Origin of the sequence: Oryzobacter faecalis (assembly GCF_046764005.1) — a bacterium.
Taxonomy (GTDB): Bacteria; Actinomycetota; Actinomycetes; order Actinomycetales; family Dermatophilaceae; genus Oryzobacter; species Oryzobacter faecalis.
In genome coordinates this window covers 85170-109474 of the sequence record NZ_JBKOFW010000005.1, presented here as the reverse complement: position 1 = coordinate 109474, position 24305 = coordinate 85170, and the positions used below count along the sequence as shown (strand labels likewise).

21 protein-coding genes are annotated in these 24305 nt (G+C 72.0%); 6 read left to right on the top strand and 15 right to left on the bottom strand.

Translation table 11 applies throughout. The features are described 5' to 3' along the window. Nucleotides 1-7: 7 nt before the first annotated feature. The 7 genes from ACK8HX_RS11190 to ACK8HX_RS11160 all read right to left on the bottom strand — a co-directional run bounded on the left by ACK8HX_RS11190 (nt 8) and on the right by ACK8HX_RS11160 (nt 8988). Nucleotides 8-1339: a dihydrolipoamide acetyltransferase family protein gene (locus ACK8HX_RS11190; RefSeq protein WP_411940779.1), complete on the bottom strand. Its 1332-nt coding sequence runs from the start codon at nt 1337-1339 to the stop codon at nt 8-10. A 76-nt stretch (nt 1340-1415) separates the two neighbouring features. Next, nucleotides 1416-3599, bottom strand: a complete 2184-nt coding sequence (locus ACK8HX_RS11185; protein ID WP_411940778.1) for an alpha-ketoacid dehydrogenase subunit alpha/beta — start codon at nt 3597-3599, stop codon at nt 1416-1418. Nucleotides 3600-3660: 61 nt separating this feature from the next. Continuing rightward, a complete protein-coding gene (locus ACK8HX_RS11180) occupies nt 3661-4764 on the bottom strand; it encodes an ABC transporter ATP-binding protein (protein WP_411940777.1) in 1104 nt (367 codons plus the stop codon). A 121-nt stretch (nt 4765-4885) separates the two neighbouring features. Further along, on the bottom strand, nt 4886-5827 hold the full coding sequence (locus ACK8HX_RS11175) for a carbohydrate ABC transporter permease (RefSeq protein ID WP_411940776.1): 942 nt from the start codon (nt 5825-5827) through the stop codon (nt 4886-4888). A 3-nt stretch (nt 5828-5830) separates the two neighbouring features. Further along, nucleotides 5831-6790 carry a carbohydrate ABC transporter permease gene (locus ACK8HX_RS11170; RefSeq protein ID WP_411940775.1) on the bottom strand — a complete coding sequence of 320 codons (960 nt, stop codon included), beginning with the start codon at nt 6788-6790 and terminating at the stop codon, nt 5831-5833. Nucleotides 6791-6866: 76 nt separating this feature from the next. Further along, on the bottom strand, nt 6867-8408 hold the full coding sequence (locus ACK8HX_RS11165) for an ABC transporter substrate-binding protein (RefSeq protein WP_411940774.1): 1542 nt from the start codon (nt 8406-8408) through the stop codon (nt 6867-6869). A gap of 25 nt (nt 8409-8433) precedes the next feature. Then, entirely contained in the window at nt 8434-8988 is a 555-nt protein-coding gene (locus tag ACK8HX_RS11160; RefSeq protein WP_411940773.1) for a VOC family protein, read from the bottom strand. Nucleotides 8989-9252: 264 nt separating this feature from the next. Here ACK8HX_RS11160 and ACK8HX_RS11155 point away from each other — a divergent pair, with 264 nt between their 5' ends. The 4 genes from ACK8HX_RS11155 (at nt 9253) to ACK8HX_RS11140 (ending at nt 12707) form a co-directional block, all read left to right on the top strand. Then, complete coding sequence (locus tag ACK8HX_RS11155) at nt 9253-10032, top strand: SDR family oxidoreductase (protein WP_411940772.1); 780 nt, start codon at nt 9253-9255, stop codon at nt 10030-10032. A gap of 171 nt (nt 10033-10203) precedes the next feature. After that, nucleotides 10204-10782 (top strand): DM13 domain-containing protein, encoded by a 579-nt coding sequence (locus ACK8HX_RS11150; RefSeq protein WP_411940771.1) that lies wholly within the window; start codon nt 10204-10206, stop codon nt 10780-10782. An 81-nt stretch (nt 10783-10863) separates the two neighbouring features. Continuing rightward, nucleotides 10864-11376: a hypothetical protein gene (locus ACK8HX_RS11145; protein WP_411940770.1), complete on the top strand. Its 513-nt coding sequence runs from the start codon at nt 10864-10866 to the stop codon at nt 11374-11376. Next, nucleotides 11373-12707: a wax ester/triacylglycerol synthase domain-containing protein gene (locus tag ACK8HX_RS11140; RefSeq protein WP_411940769.1), complete on the top strand. Its 1335-nt coding sequence runs from the start codon at nt 11373-11375 to the stop codon at nt 12705-12707. The genes ACK8HX_RS11145 and ACK8HX_RS11140 overlap by 4 nt, the downstream gene beginning before the upstream one ends. Here ACK8HX_RS11140 and ACK8HX_RS11135 read toward each other — a convergent pair. From ACK8HX_RS11135 to ACK8HX_RS11100, 8 genes are all read right to left on the bottom strand, one after another. Then, nucleotides 12704-13813, bottom strand: a complete 1110-nt coding sequence (locus tag ACK8HX_RS11135) for a hypothetical protein (protein WP_411940768.1) — start codon at nt 13811-13813, stop codon at nt 12704-12706. The genes ACK8HX_RS11140 and ACK8HX_RS11135 overlap by 4 nt on opposite strands. A 355-nt stretch (nt 13814-14168) precedes the next feature. Continuing rightward, the gene (gene cuyB / locus ACK8HX_RS11130; protein ID WP_411940767.1) at nt 14169-14882 is read right to left on the bottom strand and encodes a cysteate racemase; all 714 of its coding nucleotides are present in this window, start codon (nt 14880-14882) and stop codon (nt 14169-14171) included. Next, nucleotides 14879-16114 carry a carboxylate--amine ligase gene (locus tag ACK8HX_RS11125; RefSeq protein ID WP_411940766.1) on the bottom strand — a complete coding sequence of 412 codons (1236 nt, stop codon included), beginning with the start codon at nt 16112-16114 and terminating at the stop codon, nt 14879-14881. Before ACK8HX_RS11125 ends, cuyB begins: the two co-directional genes overlap by 4 nt. Before the next feature lie 94 nt (nt 16115-16208). Next, nucleotides 16209-17558: a DUF2252 domain-containing protein gene (locus ACK8HX_RS11120; protein WP_411940765.1), complete on the bottom strand. Its 1350-nt coding sequence runs from the start codon at nt 17556-17558 to the stop codon at nt 16209-16211. A gap of 38 nt (nt 17559-17596) precedes the next feature. Then, complete coding sequence (locus tag ACK8HX_RS11115) at nt 17597-18433, bottom strand: ABC transporter permease (RefSeq protein ID WP_411940764.1); 837 nt, start codon at nt 18431-18433, stop codon at nt 17597-17599. Then, a complete protein-coding gene (locus ACK8HX_RS11110; RefSeq protein ID WP_411940763.1) occupies nt 18430-19236 on the bottom strand; it encodes an ABC transporter permease in 807 nt (268 codons plus the stop codon). Before ACK8HX_RS11110 ends, ACK8HX_RS11115 begins: the two co-directional genes overlap by 4 nt. Next, nucleotides 19229-20200 (bottom strand): ABC transporter ATP-binding protein, encoded by a 972-nt coding sequence (locus ACK8HX_RS11105; protein ID WP_411940762.1) that lies wholly within the window; start codon nt 20198-20200, stop codon nt 19229-19231. The genes ACK8HX_RS11110 and ACK8HX_RS11105 overlap by 8 nt, the downstream gene beginning before the upstream one ends. A 259-nt stretch (nt 20201-20459) precedes the next feature. Continuing rightward, nucleotides 20460-22130, bottom strand: a complete 1671-nt coding sequence (locus ACK8HX_RS11100) for a phospholipase D family protein (RefSeq protein ID WP_411940761.1) — start codon at nt 22128-22130, stop codon at nt 20460-20462. A gap of 87 nt (nt 22131-22217) precedes the next feature. On the opposite strand from ACK8HX_RS11100, the gene ACK8HX_RS11095 reads away from it, so the two are divergent. Together ACK8HX_RS11095 and ACK8HX_RS11090 are read left to right on the top strand one after the other, a co-directional pair. Further along, the gene (locus tag ACK8HX_RS11095; protein WP_459349933.1) at nt 22218-22916 is read left to right on the top strand and encodes a response regulator transcription factor; all 699 of its coding nucleotides are present in this window, start codon (nt 22218-22220) and stop codon (nt 22914-22916) included. A 1-nt stretch (nt 22917) separates the two neighbouring features. After that, the gene (locus ACK8HX_RS11090) at nt 22918-24156 is read left to right on the top strand and encodes a sensor histidine kinase (protein WP_411940760.1); all 1239 of its coding nucleotides are present in this window, start codon (nt 22918-22920) and stop codon (nt 24154-24156) included. The last annotated feature ends 149 nt before the right edge of the window (nt 24157-24305 follow it).

The following is a 24305-nucleotide window of genomic DNA, read 5'->3' as shown; positions in this document are numbered from 1 at the left end:
CTCGCGTTCAGGCGAGGATGGTGATCGGGTTCTCGAGGAGCGACTTGAGGTGCTGGAGCCACTGCGCCGCGAGGGCGCCGTCGACCGGGCGGTGGTCCACCGAGAGCACGACGGTGAGGCACCGGCCCAGCTCGAGGCCACCGTCGGCCGCCTCGAAGGCCTGGGGGACCACGGCGCCGACGGCGAGGATGCCGACGTGCGGGGGGTTGATGATGGCCGCGAACTCCTCGACGCCGTACATGCCGAGGTTCGAGATGGTCAGGGATCCGCCCTCGAGCTCCTGCTGCTTCAGGCTGCCCGCGGACGCCCGCGCGGCGAGGTCCTTGATCGCCGCGGAGACGTCGGTGAGCGAGCGGGACCCGACGGAGCGGACCACGGGGGTCATCAGGCCGCGCTCGGTGGCCATGGCCACCGCGACGTCGGCCGACTCGAACCGACGCACCGCGTCGCCCGTCCACACGACGTTCATCTCGGGCACCCGGAGCATCGCGGCGGCCGCGGCCTTGACCACGAAGTCGTTGATCGTGACCTTCGGGCCGCCACCGGCGTTGACGACCTCGCGCAGCCTCAACAGCTCGTCGACCCGACAGCTGGCCTTGAGGTAGAAGTGCGGCACCGTCTGCTTGCTCGCGGTCAGGGCCGCGGCGACGGCCCTGCGGAACCGGGTGGCCGGCACGTCGGTGTACCCGGCGGCCGACGGCTGGGCGGAACGGGCGGTCGCAGTGGTAGCGGCCTGAGCCTGCGCGCCCGCTTCGGCCGGGGCCGCAGCCGGCGCGGCGGCGGCATCGCCGGCGGGTCCGCTCGGACGCTCCGCCAGGGCTGCCTCGAGGTCCCGTCGGCGGATGCGCCCGTTGGGGCCGGTCCCGGTCAGCTCCTCCAGGGCGACGCCCGCCTCGGCCGCGAGACGGCGAACCAGCGGGGTGGCGAAGACGCGCCGGCCCTCACCGGGTTGGCCGCCCGGCTCGACGACCTCGTCGCTCGTGTGCTCGATCGGAGGCCGGGCCCCCGGGACGAGGGTGTCCTGGGAGCGCTCCTCGTCGACGGCGTCGAGCGGACCCGCCGCCTGGGGCCCGAGGCCCAGCTCGGCAAGGAGCTCGGCCTCGTCACGGCCGGCGTCGTCCTCGGAGACGAGGACGGCGATGGGGCCGCCGATGGCGACGGACTCGCCGGCGACGGCGAACGTCTTGAGCAGCGTGCCGCTCGCCTCGGCCTCGATGTCGACGACGGCCTTGTCGGTCTCCACGGTGGCGATGACGTCACCGCGGGTGACGCTGTCGCCGGCGGCGACGGCCCACTCGACGAGGGTCGCCTCGGCCGCGTCGGCGGAGACCCCAGGCATCCTGACCACGCTTGCCATGCGTTTCACACCCTTCCGCGTGCTGGGTCGGTCAACTGCAGGACGACGCGCGGGGCCCTCACGGGGTCCCCACGAGGGCGGTGAGGGCGGCGACGACGTCCTCGGTGTTGCCGAGGGCGGCGCGTTCGAGGACCTTGCTCACGCTCGGCGACGCCTCGCCACCAGTGACCCGCTCGACGGGGGCGTCGAGCCAGTCGAAGTACCGCCGTTGGATCTCGTCGGCCAGCCTCGTGCCCCAGGAGGTCCCGATCGCACCCTGCTCGACGATGAGCACGCAGTTGGTCTTCTTGACGCTGGCCTCGATGAGGTCCCAGTCGAGGCTGGCGTGATCGAGCCAGCGCAGGTCGATGACGTCGGCCGAGACGCCGGACTGCTCGACCGCGTCGAGGCACCGCGAGACCATCGACAGGTACGAGATGACCGTGACGTCCTCGCCCTCGCGCCGAAGCGCCGCCTTCCCGACGGGGAGGCAGTAGTCGAGGTCCTCGGCAGGTACCTCGCCCATGGAGGAGTAGAGGTCCGCGTCGTGCTCGAGCACGGCCACCGGGTCGTCGCACGCCAGGGCGGTGTTCATCAACCCGATGTAGTCGTAGGGCGTCGACGGCGCGATGATCCGCCAGCCGGCCGCCGTCGCGAGGATGCCCGCGGGGTCCATCGAGTGCTGGGAGCCGTAGCCGGTCCCCGTGCCGATCTTGATGCGCAGCACGTACGGGACCGGGCTGTCGCCGCCGAACATGTGCCGCATCTTCCCGACCTGGTTGAACAGCTGGTCGGCCGAGACCCAGATGAAGTCGGCGTACATCAGCTCGGCGACCGGGCGGTAGCGGCCGTCGAGGGACAGACCGCCGGCGAGGCCGACGAACGCGTTCTCCGCGATGGGGGTGCCGAGCACCCGGTCGGGGAACGCGGCCTTGAGCCCGCGGGTCGCGCCGCGCGGGCCGCCCTTGAGCTTGTGCACGTCCTCGCCCATGACGACGATGCGCGCGTCGGTCTCCATCCGCCGGTGCATGACGTCCGCGACGACGTCGACGAACTTCTTCGTCACGAGCTCGCCGGTGTACTCGGTCGGCTCCATGTAGCGCGCGCCCTCGAGCTCGGAGAGGTCGCCGCGCACGCCCACGTCGACGAAGGCCGGGTCGGGCAGCAGCGCCGGCCGGTAGCGGCGTGCGCCCTGCTTGCCCTGGGGGTCGGGCTCGGTCATCGAGCCAGAGATGTCGGCCATCGCCTTCTTGCAGGCGTTCCAGTGCGCCTCGACCTGCTTCTCGGTGAGGAGCTTGCGACGGACCAGGTGCCCGGCGACACGCGCGATCGGGTCCCGCTCGCGCCAGCTCTTCTCCTCGTCCTTGGTGCGGTAGCCGAAGGCGCTGCCCGGGAAGGGACCGTTCTGGTGGAAGTACCGGTAGAGGTCGGCCTCGACGATCGTCGGTCCACCGCCGCTGCGCATGTGCTCGACGGCCTCGCCCATGGCGAAGTGCACCGCGAGCGGGTCCATGCCGTCGACGCGCCAGCTCGGGATCGCGAAGCCCAGACCGCGGCCGGACAGGCGCGGCTCGCCGGTCGCCTCCTCAGGGGTCGTCGACACCGCGTAGTGGTTGTTCTCGATGAAGAAGCAGACCGGCACGCTCCAGGCGCCGGCGAGGTTGAACGTCTCGAGCACGGAGCCGATGTTGACCGCGCCGTCACCGAAGTAGGTGACCGAGACGGCATCGGTGCCGGCGTGCTTGTCCGACCACGCGAACCCCGCCGCCTGGGGCACGGCGCCACCGACGATGGCGTTGGTGCCCATGCATCCGGCCTCCATCCACTGCAGGTGCATCGACCCGCCGCGGCCGCGGCAGTAGCCGTCGCTGAGGCCGCAGATCTCGGCGAGGGACCTGGTCAGGACCTCGATCACCTCGGGCTTGAGCTCGGCCTTCGGGTCGAGCCCGTCCGGGGCGACGTGCCCGAGCGCCTTGGCGAGGAACTGGTGGTGCCCGCGGTGCGACCCGGTGACCTGGTCGTCCGAGCGCAGCGGCAGGCACGAGCCCACCGCGCCGCCCTCCTGCCCGATGCTCGAGTGCGCCGGACCGTGGACCAGCCCGAGGGCGGCCAGGCCGAGCACCTCCTCCTCGAACGCGCGGATCAGGTGGAGCTGGGCGAGCATCGTCGACAGCAGGCCGGGCGCGGCCTCGTCGTAGTCCTCGTCCGTGCAGGTCAGCTCCACCCAGCTGCTCGTGGGGGCGAGGGGTGTGGACTTCGGCATCGTGTCCGATCCTTCTGGCGTCGTCGTGTCGGGGTGTCGCTCGTGAGGGGCCCGGGCCGCGTCAGCGGATCGCCAGGCCCGTCGTCGGGTCGAAGAAGTGGAGCTTGTCGGGTCGGTAGCCCAGGTAGACGGCCGCGTCCATGTCCTCGTTCGTGACCGTCCCGAGCTCGGCACGCACGAGCACCCGGTCCTCGCCGACGCGCACGTCGATGACCTCGACGTCGCCGAGGGGCTGCACGGCGTAGATGCGCCCGACGATCGGGTGCGCGGCATCGGGGGTGGACGACAGCGAGAGCGCCTCCGGGCGCACGCCCACCTGGACCCGACGGTCCTTCAGGGGAGCGGCGGTGAGGGGTCCCTCCATCGCCGCGGGCACGTGGATCTCGAAGGCGGCCGCCTTGACGGCCAGCCGCCCGTCGGCCCCCTCGAGCTCGCCGGTGAGGACGTTCATCGGCGGGTCGCCGACGAAGGTCGCGACCCAGACGTTGGCGGGCCGGTTGAACACCTCGAAGGGGGTGCCCACCTGCTGGAGGACGCCCTCGCGCATGATGGCGATCCGGTCCGCCATCGACATCCCCTCGAGCTGGTCGTGGGTGACGTAGACGGTCGTCGTGCCCAGGCTCTTCTGGATGTGCTTGAGCTCGCCGCGCATCCGGGCCCGCAGCTTGGCGTCGAGGTGGGCGATCGGCTCGTCGAAGAGGAAGGCCTTCGGCTCGCGGACGAGGACCCGGCCGATGGCGACTCGCTGCTTCTGCCCACCCGAGAGCTGCGCGGGACGCCGCTCGAGGAGCCGCTCGATCTCGAGGATCCGCGCCGCCTCCCGCACCCGCTTGTCGATCTCGTCCTTGCCCATCTTGCGCAGGCGCAGCGGGTTCGCCATGTTCTCGTAGACACTCTTCTGCGGGTACAGGGCGTAGGACTCGAACACCATCGCGATGTCGCGGTGCCGGGGCTCGAGGTCGTTGACCCGCTTGTCGCCGAGGCGGATGTCGCCCTCGGAGATGAACTCCAGGCCCGCGATCATCCGCAGCGACGAGGACTTGCCGCAACCGGACGGGCCGAGCAGGCAGAGGAACTCGCCGTCCTCGATCTCGAGGTTGAGGTCCTTGACGGCCTCGACCTGGTCGTATCGCTTCCACACGCCGTCGAAGGTCAGAGATGCCACGGGTACTCCTTGGTCAGGCCTGCCGAGGGCAGGGAGAGCTCATTGGTGCTGACTGTTGCACTGGTGCTGGAAACTGCGCTGGTTCGGGGAGACCCGGTCGGGAGTGGGCGGTGGATGGCACTCACTGCTTCACCGCGCCCATGGTGAGGCCCTGGACCATGTACTTCCTGATGACGATGCCGAGGAGCAGCATCGGAGCCACCGTGACGATTCCGGCGGCCATGATCTGTCCCCACTCGATGCCGCTGGCCGACTTCAGTCCCTGGGTCGCGACAGGCAGCGTCTTGGCCGACTCCCCACCCATGACGGCGGCGAAGATGAAGTCGTTCCAGGCGAGGAGGATGCACAGGACGAGCACGGCGGCCAGGCCCGGGACGACGAGCGGCACGATCTTCAGCAGCGCCTGCCACCTCGAGTGGCCGTCGACCATGTAGGCCTCCTCGATCTCGTAGGGGACCGAGTCGAAGAACCCCTTGAGGATCCAGATCGAGAAGGGGAGGTTGAAGACGGTGTACGCGAGGATCAGGCCGGGGATCGAGCCGAGCAGCCCGAGGTTCTTGAAGATCGCGTACAGCGGGACCGTCACGGCGACGACGGGGGCCATGCGGGTGGAGATGATCCAGAAGTACAGGTCGCTCTTGCCCCGGAACCGGCCGCGAGAGATGGCGTAGGCCGCGGTGGTGCCGAAGACGATCGAGATGACCGCGGATCCGAGGGCCGCGAGGACGCTGTTCGTCATGTAGCGCTCGAAGTCTCCGGCGCGGAACAGCGCGGCGAAGTGCTCACCGGTGGGCTCGAAGACGAACAGCTTCTTCGCCGCGCCGCCCCAGTCGCCCTCGGCGGGGAGGTTGAAGGCGCTGCCGCGCTGCTTGAAGGCGCTCGTCACCATGATGTAGAACGGGGCGAGCGTCCAGAGCACGTAGAGGCCGAGGAAGATGCTGATGGCAGGCCCCGAGAGGCGGGCCCCACGGCCCCGGACGACCTGGTCCTTGGGGTTGATGGCCGGACCGGGGAGGAGGTCGTCCTCGTCGCGACCGACGACAGGGGTGGCGATGTCGACCATGGCTCAGACCAGCTCCTCGTCCTTCTTGGCGATCTTGGGCTCCCGCTCCTCGAACGTCGCGACGACGAACTTGCCGAGCAGGATCGTCACGAGGAGCAGGGTCAGGGCGATCGAGGAGCCGTACCCGAGCTCGAAGAACGAGAACGACTGCTCGTAGAGGTAGAGCGGCAGCAGCTTGGTGCTGTTCGCGGGACCACCGCCGGTGAGGGCGATGAAGTGGTCGATGATGCGGATGTTGTCCATGAACCGCAGCAGGATGGCGATGAGGAGCGAGGACTTGATGCTCGGCAGGGCCACCTGGAAGAAGCTGCGCACCGGGCCGGCCCCGTCCATCCAGCTGGCCTCGAGCTGGTCGGTCGGCACGAGCTTGAGGCCGGAGAGGACGATGAGCGCGACGAGGGGCGTCCACTCCCACACGTCGACGGCCACGATGGCCCACAGCGCGTGGTCCGAGCTGCCGAGGATCGTGCCGCCGTCGAGGAGGCCCAGGCTGCGCAGCAGCCAGAAGTACCAGCCGAAGGTGCCGTTGTAGAGGTACTGCCACAGCAGGCCCGCGACGACCGGCGCCATCATCATCGGCATGAGGAGGATCGTGATGAGCAGCTTCTCGTGCTTGCTCCGGTTGATGAGGACGGCCAGGAGCGTGCCGAGTCCGACCTCGAGGACCATGCTCACGCCGGAGTACTTCGCGAGGATCCCCCAGCTCGCCCAGTACTGGCTGTCGCCGAACAGCTTGCTCCAGTTGTCCAGTCCCACGAACTCGTTCGGCGCGCCTGGGGCCAGGCCCACGGCGTTGAACGACATGTAGATGAGCCACACGAACGGATAGATGCTGAGCAGCGCGAGCAGGATGACCGCGGGCAGCAGCAGGGGCACGAGGAACCGCCGGGGCTGCTCCTTGTTGGGCGGGCGCGTGGGCCGGTCCTGGCCGGAGCCACTCACCGTCGAGTCGGCAACGGACATCATCACTCCTCTGGTGTGGCGGGGGCGGCTGACCGGGGCGCCGCCGCCCCCGCGAGGGGTGGCGGCGCCCCGGGCGTCAGACGCCGTGGAGCTGGTCGGTCTGGGTCTTGATGGCCTTGGCGGTGGCCTCGGGCGACGACTGGCCGGCGCACATCTTCTGGACCTCGTTGCCGACGATCGTCACGTACTGGTTGAACTTGGGGATCTTCGGGCCGAGGACGGCGTTGGGGGCCGCCATGCCCTTCGAGATCGCCGGGAAGGTGAGCGCGTTCGGGAAGTCCGAGGGACCGACGCGGCCGGTGTCACCGGTACCGAAGGCCTTGCCCTCCGCGGCCTTGATCTCCGCGATCTCACCGACCCCGACGCGCGTGGGGGTGCCGCCGGAGATCGCCAGGTTCTCCTTCTGCACGTCGACGCTCGTCGACCAGGCGAGGAACAGCCATGCCGCGCGCTTCTTCTCGTCGGAGGACGCCGCGTTGATGCCGATGCCTCCGATGCCGCAGTTCGTCCCGTTGACCAGCTGCCCACTGCCGGCGAGGTACTCCGCGTCACCCTTGGGACAGATGTCGTAGGCGGTCTTGCCGCCCCCGCCCGCCGAGGTCTTCGCCTCGAAGGACGCCGCGAACTCGTGGAACTGGGACTGCATGACGAGCTTGCCCGCGTTGTACGCGTCCGCGACCTCGACGGTCCCGAGCGAGAGCGCGTCGGGGGTCGAGGTGTCGAAGAGCGCCTTGTAGAGCTCCAGCCCCTTGATGGACTGCTCGTCGCCCCACTTGGTCGGGCCGGGGTTCTTCGAGCCCTGCACGTCGTCGATGTCGAACTCCCGCCACTGCCCGTGGGCGTAGAGCAGGCGCTGGATGTCCAGCTGGGTCGTCCAGGCGAACTGGCCGAGGTGCAGGCCCATGCCGTACGGGACGGTGGCGTCCTGCTCGTGGAGCTTCTTGAAGAAGCGTCCGATGTCCAGGACGTTCTTGTAGGTCGAGTCGGGCCCGTACTCGAGCGCGTAGCCGTACTCGTCCTCGAACTGCTTGCCGTACTTCTCGAACAGGTCGCGCCGGTAGCAGAACACCGAGTCCGCCGCGTCGTACGGCAGGGTGATGAGTCGCTCGCTGTAGGCATAGCCCGAGACCGCGAGGTAGTTGGGGTACCAGCTGGCCTCGTCGTACCCTTCGGCCGCCTGCGGGAGCGAGGAGTCGGCGGTGTAGGGGCGCAGGTCCTCGAAGTAGTCGGCGAGGACGCTCGTCACGGGCTTGTCCTGGCCGTAGATCAGGTCGTAGGACGACCCTCCCGAGCGCAGGTCGAGCTCGGCCTTCTGGAGCATGACGGGGAGGTCGTACTGGAGGATCTCGACGTCGATCCCCGTCAGCTTCTTGAAGTCGCCCCGGTCGACGAGCTGCTTGATGCCGGTCGAGGGTGGGGTGTTCTCGGTGATGAAGGTCAGCTTGGTGCCCTTGGCCTGCATCCACTTCTCGCCCTCGTTGGCGAAGGTGCGGTTGGCGCTGCTGGTGGCGCCGTCACCCGCACAGCCGGTGAGGAGGAGGCCGGCGCCGGCGAGGCCGCCGCCGAGGAGGGATCGGCGGGACAGGTGGCGCTGGCCCAGCAGGTCGAAAGTGCTCATGTCAGGTGGCTCCTAGCTCTGGCGGTCAGACGAGGGTCTCGGCGGCGTACTTGGGGTGGAACAGGCGCGTGGTGCCCTTCGCCTTGGCCTCGTTGTCGAACACCGTGCCGCCGGGGGCGGAGACGACCTCGAGCTGCATGCCCCACGGGGCCATGAAGTAGCACCAGGTGAGCCCGAGGTTCGGGCCCTCCGTGTAGGCGGTGGGCTCACCGAGCACCTCCACGTCGTTCTCCCGGAGGTAGGCGATCGCGGCGTCCATGTCGTCCACGTAGAAGGCGAGGTGGTGCCCGCCGACGTCACTGTTGCGGGGCGGGGTGGTGACCTGCCCGGGCGACTCGTACTCGAAGACCTCGAAGTTGGTCCCGTTGCCCACGCGCAGGTACCGGAACTCCTTGATGACCGACCGCGGGTGCACGTGCAGGTGCTCCTCCATCCAGTCGTCGTCGTCGTGGCGGAAGTCGGTCGCCGCCGTGTACAGGACCTCGGCACCGAGGATGCGCACGAAGAAGTCGCACGCCTCGTCGATGTCGGGGACGGTGAACCCGATGTGCTCGGTTCCGTGAATGCCGGGGATGGCCATGCGACCGTTCCTCTCCTCGTTGAGATGACGCTGGGCTCGTGACGCGGGGGCGGCGGTGGCTGACCGGCCGTTTGCCACGTTTTCAGGAGGTTAGGCAGCGCGGCCGGACCGGCCTATGGGGAAGATCCCCCATAGGTGGCCCCATGGGCGCCGGGAGCCGCTGGTAGCGTCCGCGTCCACCGGAGCGGATCGCGACGGGATGCCGGTGGGCGACGAGCGAGGTGAGTGATGAAGGGTCAGGAGCTCGCGGGCCAGGTTGCCTTCGTGACCGGAGCCTCCACGGGGATCGGACGCGCGATCGCCGCGGGCCTGGCCGAGCGCGGCGCCGCCGTCGCCGGCATGGCCCGCGGGGGCGAGGCCCTTCGTACGGCGATGGAGCAGATCGCGGCGGAGTCGGGGGCTCGTACCGCGGCCGTGACCGGCGACGTCACGAGCGCACCCGACGTGGCAGCCGCGGTCGCGCAGGTGGAGTCGCGACTGGGACCGGTGGACCTCCTGGTCAACAATGCCGGCCTCGTCGACGCCGCCGAGGTCCCGATGTGGGAGACCGACGCCGACCAGTGGGTCGCGGTCGTCACGAGCCACGTCGTCGGCGCCTACCTCACGGTGCGCGCGGTGGTGCCGGGGATGGTGGCGCGCGGACGCGGTCGTGTCGTCAACATCGCGAGTGGCATGGGCACCAAGCCCCAGGCCGACTACTCCGCCTACTCCGTCGGCAAGGCTGGGCAGATCCGGCTGACGGAGTCACTGGCCGAGGCCCTGCGTGGCACCGGCGTCGGCGCCTTCAACATCGCGCCGGGTCTCGTCGAGACGACCATGACCCGGTCGATGCCCAAGTGGGACAACCAGACGTCGTGGACCCCTGTCGAGCACGTCGTCGAGCTCGTCACCGCGGCGGCCAAGGGGGAGCTCGACGCGTGGAGCGGGCGGTTCCTGAGAGCGGGGGTCGACACGCCGGCAACCGCCCGCGATGTCCTGCTGAGCGGCGGACAGCGACAGCTTCAGCTGCAGCCCTACGGCGCCGAGGACCCCACGGCCCGTTGATCTCCGCGCGGCGCGACCCCGGACCGGTCAGGCGTCTCGGGGTCGCGCTGACCGACATCGACGTCCACCACCTCGACGTCCCCTTCTCCCGGCGGCTGGACACGCCTCTCGACGCGCGGCCCGTTGCGAGCGATGATGGCCTCCCGCCCCGTCCCGCCGAGAGGGCCCTCCATGAGCCCGATCCGCTCCCGCCGTCGTCGTTGGCTGCTCTACGTCGCGCCGATGGTGCTCGTCGGCCTCGTCGTCGCGCTCGTGTTCTTCGAGCCGTGGAAGCTCGTCGTCGACGACGTCGTCGACGAGGCCCTGCCGACCGTGTCGTCCACGGCGCCCACGACACCGGCCACGGCACGGGCGGGGACCCCCGCGCCGGCCCCACCGACGACGGAGGCGGCCACCGTCCTCGCCGAGGGCAGCCTCATCAGCCACGAGCACGAGACGTCCGGGACGGTCCGGGTGCTGCGCCTCGGCGACGGCAGCCGCGTCCTGCGCCTCGAGGACCTCGACACGAGCAACGGCCCCGACCTCAAGGTCTGGGTCACCGACGCCCCCGTCATCGAGGGCCGCGACGGGTGGTTCGTCTTCGACGACGGGGAGTACGTCGACCTCGGGGACCTCCGGGGCAACCGCGGCAGCCAGAACTACCCGCTCCCGGCCGAGGTCGACCTCGCCGAGCTGTCGAGCGTCAGCATCTGGTGCGCCCGGTTCCGGGTCTCCTTCGGCGCTGCCGAGCTGACGCCGGTGGCGGCCTGACCCACGGTCGGCCGGGCCGAGGGCCCGGGTGACGTGGCCGACGTTCTCGTGCCGGCCGCGCCGGACGGTCCTACCGTCGAGGTGGAGGATGCTCCGCCACGAGCCGCTCGCGGTGCCATCCGCACCGAGGAGGTCGCCATCGCCACCACCGCAGCCGACCGCCGTCCCACCCGGACCGTCGCCGGTCCCGTCGGGCGCAGGGCCGGCCGCGCCCTGGGGGCCGCGGCCAGCGCCGTCCTCCTCGTCCTCGTCAACGACCCCCCCGGATGGCGCGCGGTCCCGTTCCTCACCGAGGACGTCACCGCCGTGCTGGGCATCGTCAACGCCTCGCTCGTGGTCGGCGCCGTCGTGAACGCCGCGCTCGTCGTCCGCGACCCGCCGTGGCTCGACGCCCTCGGTGACGTCGGCACGACCTCGGTCGGGCTGGCGGCGCTGACGGCCCTCTGGCAGGTCTACCCCTTCGCCTTCGCCGACGCCTTCGCCATCCCCTCGCTCCTGACCCGCTGGGTGCTGGCCTTCGGGATCGCTGCGAGCGTCATCGGGGTCATCGTCGCGATGGTTCGCCTCACCAACGCCCTGGCACGGTGGTCGTGAGCGCCGAGACCAGCCCGCCCCGCGCGGAGCCCCTGAGCGCCGCCGACACCGCCCACCTGGACATCGAGGCGGCAGGGCAGCCGAACGTCGTCCTCCTCGCGGCGCGGCTCGGCGTCGGCGGGATCGTCCGCGCGGACGGCTCGGTCGACCTCGAGCGCCTGCGGGCCGAGGTCGGCGCCCGGCTCGAGCGGGACGACGGCACCCTCCGACGGCTGCGCCAGCGGGTCGACGCGAGCGGCCACAGACCGGTGTGGCGCGACTGCGCGCCGGACCTCGAGTGGCACGTGCGGCCCGCCGACGGCCTCGCCGGGGACGCGACCCTGGCCGGCCTGGCCGGGCGACTGGTGGCCGAGCCGTTGCCCCTCGACCGGCCTCCGTGGGAGCTGTTGCTCGCCTCCGGTGGGTCGACCTCGGCGCCCGGCCTCGTGCTGCGGCTGCACCACGCGGCGGCCGACGGCGTCGGAGGCATGGCCCTCGTGTCCGCCCTGTTCGGTGCCGCGCCGGGCTCTGCCGACCAGGTGTCGCCCCGGCCGCTCGACGTCCCACCGGACCTGCCGGACCGCCGAGGACGGCGCGGTGGGTCGCTGGCCGTGCTGCGCGGCGTCCGGCGGGCCGGAGCCGTCCTCGGACGCTCGGTCGGCCCGACCCCCCTCCTCGGACCCATCGGCCCCACCCACGGCGTGGCCTTCGTCGAGGTCGACCTGGCCAGACTGTCGGACCGGGCCCACCGGCTCGGCGCGACCCTGAACGACATCCTGCTCACCTCCGTCGCCGACGCAGCCGTCGCGGCCCTCAACCACCTCCACGCACCTGTTCCAGCCGCCCTGCCCGTCAGCGTGCCGGTGGCGCTGGCCGAACGGGTCGGCACGTCGAACGCCGTCGGCGTCATGCTCGTGCGCGTCCCCACCGGGCCCGAAGGGCTCGGCGACCGGGTCTCACGAGTGGCGCGGGCCACGCGCGAGGGCAAGGAGGTGGCCCGGTCGCGGGGGGCCTTCGCGGTCACCCGGCACCGCTGGGGCACCAGACTCTTCGCGCGGTTCGCCCGTCACCAGCACGCCGTGGCGATCTTCGTCTCGAACGTCCGCGGCCCCAGCGCCGGCCTGCGGGTCGCGGGCGCGCCCGTCACGGGCCTGTGGGCGGTGACCCCGCTGCAGGGGAACGTCCGGCTCGGCGTGACGGCCCTGTCCTACGCGGGGGTCCTGTCCTGCAGCGTCCACGTCGACGCCGCCGCCGTTCCCCTCGGCGTCGTCGCGGCAGGCCTGGCGACGTCGCTCCACCGGCTGGCCGGGACACCGGTGCTCCCGCACCCGGTCGGGACCACGGGCTCCTAGCGGAACGAGCGGACGTCGGCGAGGAGGGCGGCGCGCCCGCGCAGCGTCACGTCCATCGCGTCGTGCATCGCGACGACGGTGCGGACCGCCCACACGATGACGCCCATGCGCTCCGCCTCGGAGGCGGTGAGCAGGTCGACGGCGGGGTGGTGAGCCGCGATCCGGCAGGCGCCGCGACCGGGCAGCCGCTCGAACTCGAGGTCGACGCCCGAGGCGACGGCCCACTGGGAGCTCGTCGCGTCCATGAGCTCGAGGAGCGAGGTGTTGCGGCCCGGGTCGCCGCAGTCGAGGCGGGCCTCGACGCGCAGCCGGCCGTCGCTCGCCTGGGTCAGGCCCCAGCTGCCGAACGGGCCCTCCGCGAACGAGATCCAGCTGCTGTTGTGGTTGCGGCCCGGCGCCTCGATGGCCGGGCGGCTCAGGGCGACGGCCGCGAGGATCTCGGCGTAGAGGTCCTGGCGGACGCGGTTCTCCGCGGACTCCGGGACGGCCGCGCGCGAGCGCCCGACGGGGCCGGCCGTCATCGCCGCGTCGTCCGGGCGGACGGCCACGTCGAGGACGGGGGCGAACGCGTCGTCGTCACCGAGTCGCACGAGGCCGACCTCCACGCCGAAGAAGCGCACGGTGTGGTCGGTGCGCTCGTTGAGCCAGTCGAGGGCGCGGCGCACGTCGGGGTGGAGGTGCCGGCCGAGCCAGACCACCGCCGAGGCGTCGAGGGCCGCAGCGCAGGACAGCGCGGAGCCGAGCCGCTCGAGGTCGGAGCCCTCGAAGTCGGCGACGACGAGGACGGCGCGGCCCTCGGCGTCGGTGGCACGCAGGCCGACGCGGACCCGGCCGACGAGGACGTCCGAGCCGACGACGGTGAGGGTGCCGCCGACGACGTCCTCGAGGAGGTCGACGTTGAGGGACAGCCATGCCGGGAGGTCCTCGGCCATCGTGGGCCAGACCTCGTCCACGTCGGTGACGCGCCGGAGGCGTCCGAGGATGCGGGGGCCGGCCGGCGTCGCCGCGTGGCGGGCGGCGCGGGTCGTCGGTGCGGTGTCGGTGCCGCCGTTCGAGTCGGCGGCAGCGGGTCGTGTCGTCGTCGTGGTCAGAAGCGTGCCGTCCATCGTGCGCTGCCTTCCCCTGCCGCGGAGTCATGCCGAGCAGGGACGTGTCGAGGCCCTACTCCTCGGTGGTCGGCGGCCGGTGCGAGAGGTCTCCGACGAAGTGGCCCGACTGTGACACCGCCCGAAGGCCCCCGACCGGCGCGTCAGGGGCGGGTCGGCCGTTCGTCGCAGGACCTCTGGCCGAACGGTGGAGGCGTTGCGCGCCCCCTGAGCACGAGTCCGTCGTTTCCGCAGGTCAGCCCCGCGTCGCCGAAAAAGCCGCTTCCGGGCCTCTTGACCCGGGCTTGACCATCGCCTGACCGAGCCCTGACCGGACCATGACCAGGCGCTGACCCTCGGGCGCGCGACGTGGCGGTCAGTCGCGCAGCGGGGCGCCGGCGCGGGCGATGACCGTGCGCGCCAACGCGTCGACCGAGTCGACGACCGTCGGGTCGTCGATGCCGAGGTCGCCGTGGAGCACCGACAGCTCGGTGCAGCCGAGCGCGACGACCTCGGCTCCCTTGGTGCGCAGGTGGTCGACGAGGGCGTCGAACCGGTCACGGGACACCGGGTTCCCGGCCTTCACGCCGTCGTAGATGACGGACATGACCTCGCGCTGGACGTCCTCGTCGGGGATGACGAGCTCGAGGCCGAGCCGTTCGGCGACCCCGGCGTAGGTGCCGGCCAGGAGGGTTCCGTCGGTGGCGAGGAGCCCGAGCCGGCGCAGACCCGGCTGGGCGTCGACGGCCGCGGCGACCGTCTCGTCGACGATGCTCAGCACCTCGACGCCGACGGCCGCCCGCACCGCGTCGAGCCAGGCGACCCCGGTGTTGCACGGCATCGCGATGAAGCGCGCGCCCGCCGCCTCCAGCTCCGTGGCGTTGCGGACGAGGGCCGGCTCGGGGCTCTCGCCCTCGCCGCGGAGGAAGGCCGTGCGGTCGGGGGTCGACCCGTGCTGCCAGACGAGGAGGTCGACGTGGTCCTGGTCGCGGGCGGCGTCGGTGAGCTCGACCATCCGGCGCATGAAGTGGACCGTGGCGGCGGGCCCGAGCCCCCCGACGACCCCGACCGGCTCGACCCGTCCGCTCATCGGGCCACGAAGTGCTCGCGGAACTTGCGCACCTGGTTGACGTGGTAGGCCAGGTTGTAGGCCCGGCGCTTGAGGGTGAGGTCGGGCGCGTACACGTTGGGGTCGCTCGCCCGGCCGGCCTTCATCAGGGCCAGGGCCTTGTCGCGCAGCACCGGGTCGAGGACGTACTTCTTGATGACGGCCTTCGGGACGAACGCGAACAGGTGCTCGCCGCGGGCGATCTCGAGGCCCTCCAGCTTCTCGTGGCGGACCCAGTCGCGGACGTACCAGTCCGAGACGTTGTAGCCGTTGGCGGTGACGTAGAAGTTGCTGCGCCCGAGCCGGACGTTGATCTCGAAGAACTTGTACGTGCCGTCGCGGCGGTCGTACTTGAGGTCGAAGTTCGAGAACCCGACGTAGCCGATCTTCTCGAGGAATCGCTGGGCCTGCTCGACGACCTCGTCGATCTCGGTCGTGATGATGACGCACGGGTTGCCGATGGCCATCGGGTGGTGCTCCTCGAGGAGGACGTGCCCGACCGAGCCGAAGCGGACCTTGCCGTCGCGGTCGGAGTAGCAGGTGAGGACCCGCATGTTCGTGTCGTCGCCGGGGACGAACTCCTGGAGGAGGAAGTTGCCGTCGTAGTTCGAGGCGCGGACGGCGGCGAGGGCCCTGTCGAGGTCCTCGCGGCTGTCGTGGATGAAGACCTTCTTCTTGCCCGGGTACTTCGCGTAGTGGTGCAGCGCGCTGTCGGCGGGCTTCATGACGACGGGGAACCCGAACGGCAGGTCGTCCTCCTCGCCGAGGTCCTGCGACATGTCGACGACGACGGTGGCCGGGTGCGGGACGTCGACGTCGGCGAGGTGGGCGTGGAAGCGGTCCTTGCGGACGATGTCGTCGAGGAGCGGGAGGTCGATGTAGGGGATCGTGAACCACTGCGAGAGGTGGTCCTTGTTCTCGATGATCATCCGCACGTACCAGTCGCCGGCGGCGACGAGGAGCAGCGGGACGCCGGCGGCGGAGTGCTCGCGGCCGACCTGCTCGAGAGCGCCGACGAACACCGCCTCGCTCTCGAGGTCGGGGACGTAGACGTGGTCGCAGACGGTGCTCATCCCGATGGGGCCGCCGTCGGTCATGTTGACGACGAGGGGGCGCACGCCGTGGCCCTCGTGGAAGGTGCGCACGAGGCTGTAGGCGGTGATGTCACCACCGAGGATGACGGGGCGGAAGTCGGTGGCCGGGGCGGCGGGCACGCGGGGTCCTCCGGGGTCGGGGTCGTGCGCAGGCGGGTGCGCAGGGCGGCCTCAAGGGTCCCACAGGGCAGGTGGCCACCCCCAATCCGCGGCGTCAGGCGGGGGCGACGTGCTCGAACGCCCCGCCCCGGAAGGCGTCGACGAAGAGCTGGTGGTCCTCGCGGGCCCGGTGGGCGTAGTCGTGCGCGAACGAGGTGAGGACCTCGACGAGCGCGTCGACCTCGCCGCCGATGCACCGCCCCACGGCCTCCTCGACGCTCACCGTGACGAGGTCCTGGTCGGACTCGGTGTCCGCGACGCAGTGGATCTTGGCCGTGGCCCGGCCCAGCTGGGGCACGAGGACGGCGAGGTCGTCGGGCTCGGAGACCTCGCCCCAGGACAGGTCGGCCTCGTAGGGCGAGACCTCGCTGACGACGTACCCCACGTCGCCGCCGTCGCCGCCCGGGAGCGAGGTCCAGCCGAGGAAGCGGTCGGCATGCGCCTGGAGGGCCCGCTGGGAGATGGCGGTCCGGTGGCCGTGGTGGTCGAAGTAGCCGTAGCCGCGCTCGTCCCGGACGACCCGGCTCGGTGCGGCGACGTTGCCCTGCTTCATCGACAGGACCACGTCGTTGTCGAGCGCCTGGGTGAACCCCTCGATGAGGATGCTGTAGGCCGGCAGCCCCGCCGACCCGATGCCGAACCCCGACCGGCCCACCGCGTCGAGGACGTCGAAGGTCACGACGTCCTGCCTGCGCTCGGGCAGGGTGCGCCGGTAGCGCTCGAACGCGTCGCGGACGCGGCCGGCCTCGTCGTCGTCGAGCCGTCGCACCCCGGGGGCGTCCGCGAACCGGCGGGCGTGGTCCTCGACGACGGTCATCGACTCGAGCATCGCGAACCGGGTGGCGAGCTTGGCCCGGTGGAGGGAGTCGAGGACGGCGCCCTCGGCGGTGTCCAGGGTCAGGGCCCACCCGGTGTCGTCGGCGACCTCGCGGTAGTGCTCGACCTGGTCGGCGTACGCGCGCACGTAGGCGGCGACCAGCGCGTCGATGACGTCGTCGGGCAGGGCCTTCTGCCAGCAGAGCAGCGCCAGGCTCGCGACGAAGCGGGCGAGGTCCCAGGTCCAGTGTCCGAGGTAGGCCTCGTCGAAGTCGTTGACGTCGAAGACGAGCCGTCCGTCGGCGTCGAGGTAGGTGCCGAAGTTCTCGGCGTGCAGGTCGCCCTGGATCCACACCCGCGAGGACTCCTCGTCCACCCAATCGGCGTCGAACCCGGCGAAGCGGCCGCCCTCGCCGACGTCGGCGTAGAACAGGCACGCCGTGCCGCGGTAGAACGCGAACGGGTCGCGGGCCATCTTGCGGAACTTGGTCCGGAAGCCGTGGGGGTCGGCGACCATCAGCGGCTCGAACGCCTCGAGGAGCGTGGTGACGATGAGGTCGGCACGCTCACCCTGGTCACGGTCGGTCATGCCGCACTGTCGCACAGCATCCTGCGAGCCGGCCCTGCTCAGGCGCTCGCCCCGCTGTACCGGCGCAGGGCCGCCCGCCAGCCCAGGCTCGCCGCGGCGACCGCAGCCACCGCGACCGCCGGGGACACGAGCAGCCACCACCACCCCAGCCGCCCGAGGAGCGCCTCGGCGGGGACCGTCGTCAGGAGCGCGACGGGCACGACGACGAGGAGGGTCGTGAGCGGCTGTCGATAGGCCTGCACCGGGAACCGCGAGAGCTCGACGAGGGAGAAGGAGACCTGGCCGAGGTCCTCGGCGCCAACGAGCAGCACGCCGAGGGCCATGAGGGCGAGGACGAGGGCGTACAGCAGCGCGACGGCCGCCGCGAACAGCAGGACGAACGAGGCGAGGTCGCCGACCGACGGGACCCGGCCGAGCAGGCCGAGCCCGACGCCGGCGAGCACCAGGCCGAGGACCGGGTCGACGAGGTTGTGCATGCCGATGTGCCGCAGGGTGACGAGCAGCTGCGCGTCGACGGGCTGGCTGAGGACGTGGTCGAGGGTGCCGCGGCGCACGTACTCGCCCATCCGGTCCTGGTTGGGCTCGAAGAAGGCCTGGCGGACGCCGTTGACCGCGAAGAAGAGCCCGACGACGACGAGCACCTCGCCGTACGACCACCCCGCGATGTCGCCCGTGAAGCGGAAGTACACCGAGACGCCGACCCCCGCCCACGCCATCCAGAACATGCTCATGAGGGTCTTGGCGAGCAGGTCGGCGCGGTACTCGAGCTGCTCGGCGACCGCCGCGCGCCAGCACACGGCGAGGACGTGGACGTAGCGCCGCCAGCCGTCGGGGACCTCCTCGCGCACGTGGCGCACCCGCGGCGCCGCGCTCATCCGGCCACCGCCTGGTAGCGCCGGATGCCGCGTCGCCAGCCGAGGACGAGGGCGGCGGCGAGCACCACCGTCCAGGCCAGGCCGACCCCGAACCCGAGGGCGGTCTCCGCGCCGTCGAGGCGGCCGGCGACGAGCTCGGCGGGGAAGCCGATCGTCGAGCGGAACGGGAGGACGAGGCCGAGGTCGTGCAGCCACCGCGGCATCAGCTCGAGCGGCGCGACCCACCCCGACGCGAACGACCCGAGGCCCCACACGAGCATCCACACGTTCGTCGTCTGCGTGCTCCAGAAGCCGAGGATCGCGACGACCGACGCCATGACGAGGCTGAGCACCCAGGCGATCACCATGGCGAGGACCGCGAGCAGGAGGTCGAGGGGGCCCAGCTCGTAGTCGAGGCCGGGCAGGGCGAGGGCGGCGACGACGAGCACCGGCACGAGGAAGGTGGCGAGGACGAGCCGGTGGCCCAGGTCGCCGGCGGCGAACTGCCAGAACGGGTGGACCGGCCGGAGCAGCTTCGTCGACAGCTCACCGGTGCGCAGGTCGTGGTCCCAGTCCCAGACGACGTGCTGGCCCGACGCGTGCGACACGAGCGCGGCGGCGGCGTAGTAGGCGAGGAAGTCGCCGGTGGTCCACCCCGCCGGCGGGCCCGACTCGGCGACGACGGTGAGCCACACCGCCATGAGGAGCAGGGGGAAGAACCCCGTGACCGCCCACAGGACCATCCGGCCCCGGTAGGTCACGGCCACCTGCAGCGACGCCCGCAGCAGGCCGGCGCCGGTGCGCAGGAACGCGACCTCAGCCACGCGCGAACACCGTCCGGATGACGTCCTCGACGGGCGGGTCGTCGATCGAGACGTCGTCGACGGGGTGCTCGGCGAGCAGGCGGGCCGTGACCTCGGCCGTGCGGGTGCGGGCCACCTCGAGCGTGGCGACGACACCCTCGGACTCCACGACCCTGCCGAGGGCGGCGAGGGCCTGGGCCGGCACCGGCTCGCGGAAGGAGACCCGGACCCGGCGGTGCGGCGCGTGCTGCTCGACGAGGGCCGCGAGGTCGCCGTCGAACCGCAGCCGGCCGTGGTCGATGACGAGGACGCGGCTCGCGAGCGCGGTGACGTCGCCCATGTAGTGGCTCGTGAGGAGGATCGTGGAGCCGCGGCGCCGGTTGTGCTCCTTGAGGAAGGACCGGAGGACCGCCTGCCCGCCGACGTCCAGGCCGAGCGTGGGCTCGTCGAGGAACAGCACGTCGGGGTCGTGGAGCAGGGCGGCCGCGAGCTCACAGCGCATCCGCTCCCCGAGGCTGAGGACGCGGACCTGCTTGCCGAGGAGCGGCTCGAGCTCGAGGAGGTCGACGAGCTCGTCGAGCGTCGCGCGGTACCGGGACGCCGGGACCCGGTAGATCGTGCGGTGCACCTCGAACGCGTCGAGGGCCGGGAGGTCCCAGAACAGGGAGCTGCGCTGGCCCATGACGAGGGCGATGCGCGACAGGAAGGCGCCCTCGCGGCGGTGCGGCTCGTGGCCGAGGACACGGACGTGACCGGAGGTGGGGTGGAGCAGCCCCGAGAGGCACTTGAGGGTGGTCGTCTTCCCGGCGCCGTTGGGCCCGAGGAAGCCGACGACCTCGCCCGCGGCGATCTCGAACCCGACGCCGTCCACGGCCCGGACGTCGGTGTACTCGCGGTGGAGGACGCTGCGCAGGCTCGCCCGCAGCCCCGGCTCGCGGCGATGGACCCGGAAGTGCTTGACCAGCTCGCGCACCTCGACACTCACCGGGCCGAGCATAGGCAGCCCCTCCGACGGGCGCCTCCGGGTTTCGCCCCCGTGCGGCCCCGACCCCGCCCGTGCGCCGCGCGTGACCGTCAAGACCTGAGCGATGCAGCCGGACCGCACGGCGAGCCGACGAACTGGACGACCGGGTGCCCGAGCGTTCCCGCGAGGCTGCTCGGAGCACGGGCACCCACCCGGGCCGGTTCGGTGTCCGGTTGGCCGGTCGGCGCACCAGCCCCTCGGGCCGCAGCTCCGCGCGGGGTCAGATGCTGTCGGACTTGCCGAGGGTGCCGTCGGGGTCGAAGAGCTCGTAGAGGCGCGGCGCCCACATCAGCTGCGCGCGCGTCAGCTCGGGCGGCTGGATCCGACGCAGCCGGCCGAGGGGCCGCTCGACCCCGGTCGGGCCGGACCGCGGCCCCGACCGGCGGCGCCAGCGGACCGCGGTACCCCTGATCGGCGCCTTGGGCCGCGGCACGTGGTGGTGCCCGCGCGGGGGCGACCCCGCGGAGTACCACTGGTCGAGCCGGTCGGCGCAGGTCGCCATGAGGTCCCAGACCTCGTCGGGGTCGTCGGGCACGTCGTCGGGGTCGACGCCGAGGTGCTCGCCGACGAGCTCGCGCCGTAGTCGCCGGGCGAAGGCGTCGCGCGGCACGTCCTCCCGCTCACCGCGGACCCGGGTGTCCTGCACGGCGCACGCCAGCTCGGAGTCGCTCGACCACGACCTGCGGTTGAAGTTGTCCGACCCGACCGACGCCCACACGTCGTCGACGATGCAGACCTTCGAGTGCACGTAGATCGGGTAGCCGGCCTCGTTCGTCAGCCCGTAGACGGCGACGCGGTCGCCACCGGCCTCGGTGAGGAGGTCGATGGCCAGCCGGCGCCCGTAGAGCTGCGGCGGGAGCGAGACCGCCCCGTCGACGTCCGGGTGCAGCGGGATCACCGCGATGAGCCGGAGCTCCGGGTTCTCGCGGAGGGAGCGGGCGAAGTGCCGGCCGACGTCCTCCGACCACAGGTACTGGTCCTCGAGGTAGATGAGCCGGCGGGCCCGGGCGGCCGCCTTGGTGTTGGCAGCGGCGATGCTGCGCTCCCCCCACCGCGCGAAGTCGTAGCCCTTGGGGAGGATCGAGGGGTAGGTCCGCACGACCTGCAGCGCCTCGTGGCCCTCGTCGACCGCGGGCGGCGGAGGGGCCTGCTCCGACAGGGGGCGCGGCGTCAGGACCTCGCCCTGGGTCAGGCTCGACAGCAGCCGCCCGGGGTTGAGGGTGAGCGGTGTCGAGTCCTCCCAGCGCTCACGGAAGGAGGACTCGACGTCGTAGACCGCGGGACCCTGGACCGCGAGGTGCACGTCGTGCCAGGCGGGGTACCGCCCGAACACCTGGGGCATGGGCATGACCTGGCGGTCGCCCTCGTGGTCGATGTCGTCACGGCGGCTGTGGCAGAGGTCGATGCCGCCGACGAAGGCGATGTCGCGCGTCGGGTCGTCGCGGTGGCGCAGGACGACGAACTTCTGGTGGTGCGCCCCGCCCGTGCGGACCCGCATGTCCCGCAGGCACTGTCCACCCGCCTCGTTGATCTCGATGCCGAGCAGGCGGGACTTCTCCGAGTGGAAGCCGAACTTGTGCCAGTGCGAGCGCCACAGCAGCCCTCGCACGTCCACTCCGCGGCGGGCCGCTGCCGCGAAGGTGGCCGACACGGTCGCGCCGTCGTCGGTCAGCCGCTGGTCCGGGTCGCCGCGCCAGTCGACGAAGTAGAGCAGGTCACCCTCGCCCATCTCGGTGACGCGGTCATGGAGCTCACGCATGTAGGGAGCGCCGTGCACGACCGGCCGGACGCTGTTGCCCGTGCTCCAGGCCGTGCCGTCCGGGTGGTGGTCGTCGACGTGGGTGTCCGGGTTGTCACGCTCCTCGGGGAGCAGGAAGAGGTCGGAGAGCACCTCCGCATCCTGCCCCCTCGCGAGGCCCGCAGGGGACTTGCCCGCGAGATGCCGGGGCGAACGCCCTCGCGCTCCTACCATGCAGCCATGCCCGGCATGAAGGTCGTCCTCGCCGAGGACAGCGTCCTGCTCCGCCAGGGACTGGTCGCCCTCCTCACCGAGCACCCGTCGGTGACCGAGGTCGTCGAGGCCGGCGACCTCGGCGAGCTGCTGGACGCCGTCGAGCGCGACCGCCCGGACGTCGTCCTGGCCGACATCCGGATGCCGCCGACCCACACCGACGAGGGAATCCGCGCGGCCGAGCGCTTCCGCACCACGCACCCCGACCTCGGCGTCGTCGTCCTCTCGCAGCACGCGGATGCCGAGGGCGCGCTCGCCCTCGTCGCGGGCGGCAGCACCGGACGCGGCTACCTGCTCAAGGAGCGCGTCGCCGACGTCGAGCAGCTCGTCGCCGCGCTCGAGGCGGTCCGTGGCGGCGAGAGCGTCATCGACCCCCACGTCGTCGACGCGCTGATGCGGCACCGGATGCGGTTCGAGGCGAGCCCGGTGGCCCGCCTCACCGGCCGCGAGCGCGAGGTGCTCGGGCTCATCGCGTCGGGCGACTCCAACAGCGCCATCGCGACCCGCCTGCACATCACCTCGCGCGCCGTCGAGAAGCACATCAACTCGATCTTCACCAAGCTCGACCTGCCGGTCGGCGACCGCACCCACCGCCGGGTCGCGGCCGTGCTGCTCTATCTCGGCGACAGCGGCTCCACCCCGTCGACGGACGGCGTCGGGGCCTGAGGTGGCCGAGCAGACCGCGATCGAGGCCGACCGACCCCGGCTCCGCAGTGCGAGCGCCGAGGCCCGGCTGCGCCGCTACCTCCTCGTCAACGCCATCGCCGTGTGGGTGTCGGTCGTCGTCCTCCTCGTCCTCCGCACGGTCGTCGGGGGCGAGTCACGGACGATCCTGTGGACCGTCGAGGTGCTCGTCGGGGCCGGGGTCCTGCTGCTCACCGCCGTCCTCCTGGCCGGTCGGGCGCGCTCGGGGCTGGCGGCGGGGATCGTCGTCGTCGCGACCTGGGTGGTCGCCGTCTCGATCACCTGGTTCACGCCGTTCATCGCGCCCGTGGGGCTGCTCGCCCTGTTGCTGCCCCTCGTCATCGTCGCCGACCACCTCCCGCGGCGAGGGCGCCCGCTCATCGTCGTCGCGACCACGCTGCTCTCCGGCACGATCGTCGCGGTCGGGTCGCTGCGCACTCCCGAGTACGAGCTGACCCACCCCCACTCGCCGATCCAGGCGGTCGTCCTCGCCCTGTTCGTCCCGCTCCTCGTCACCGTGCTGGTCCTCGGGCTGCGCGACTACGTCCTGCGCCTCCACGAGCGCACCCGCGAGCTCGAGGAGTCGCGGGCGCGCCTCGCGCAGGCCTCCGTCGAGGCGCGGCGCGCCATCGAGCGCGACCTGCACGACGGGGCCCAGCAGCACCTCGCCACGCTCGCGGTCGACGTCGGCCGGGTCACCCGGCTGTGCGAGACCGACCCGTCGAGGGCGCGGGAGGCCGTCCACGCGCTGCTGCCCACGGTCGAGCTCGCCATCCGTGAGCTGCGCGACCTCGCCCACGGCATCTACCCCACCGCGCTCGGTGAGAAGGGGCTGCCGGGGGCCCTGCCGGCCGCGGCGCGCCGCACGGTGCTCCCCTGCTCGGTCGAGGCGCGCGACGCCGGGCGACACGCACCGGCGGTCGAGGCCGCCGTCTACTTCTGCTGCCTCGAGGCCATCCAGAACGCCGACCGCCACTCGTCCGGGTCACTCATCGCGGTGCGCGTCACCGACGAGGACGGTCCGGACGGCGGGCTGGCGTTCAGCGTCACCGACGACGGCGTCGGGTTCGAACCGGCGTCGGTGCTCTCCGGGCACGGGCTCACCGGGATGCGCGACCGCATCCGGGCGGCCGGGGGCGAGCTGCGGGTCGAGTCGGCACCGGGGCGCGGGACGGCCGTCCTGGGCCACTTCCCGCCCGGCACGCGCCAGCCCCGGCGCTGACGACCGACTCCCGAATCCGTGGTCCGTTCCTCTCCGGCCCACTGGATCCGAAGGGAGGGCTGCCTCTGCAGTTCGAGAGCAGTGTGGCACTGGTGCAGGCACCACCATGGATTCGGGGGGCCGCACACCCGATCCACGAACCCGCCCTC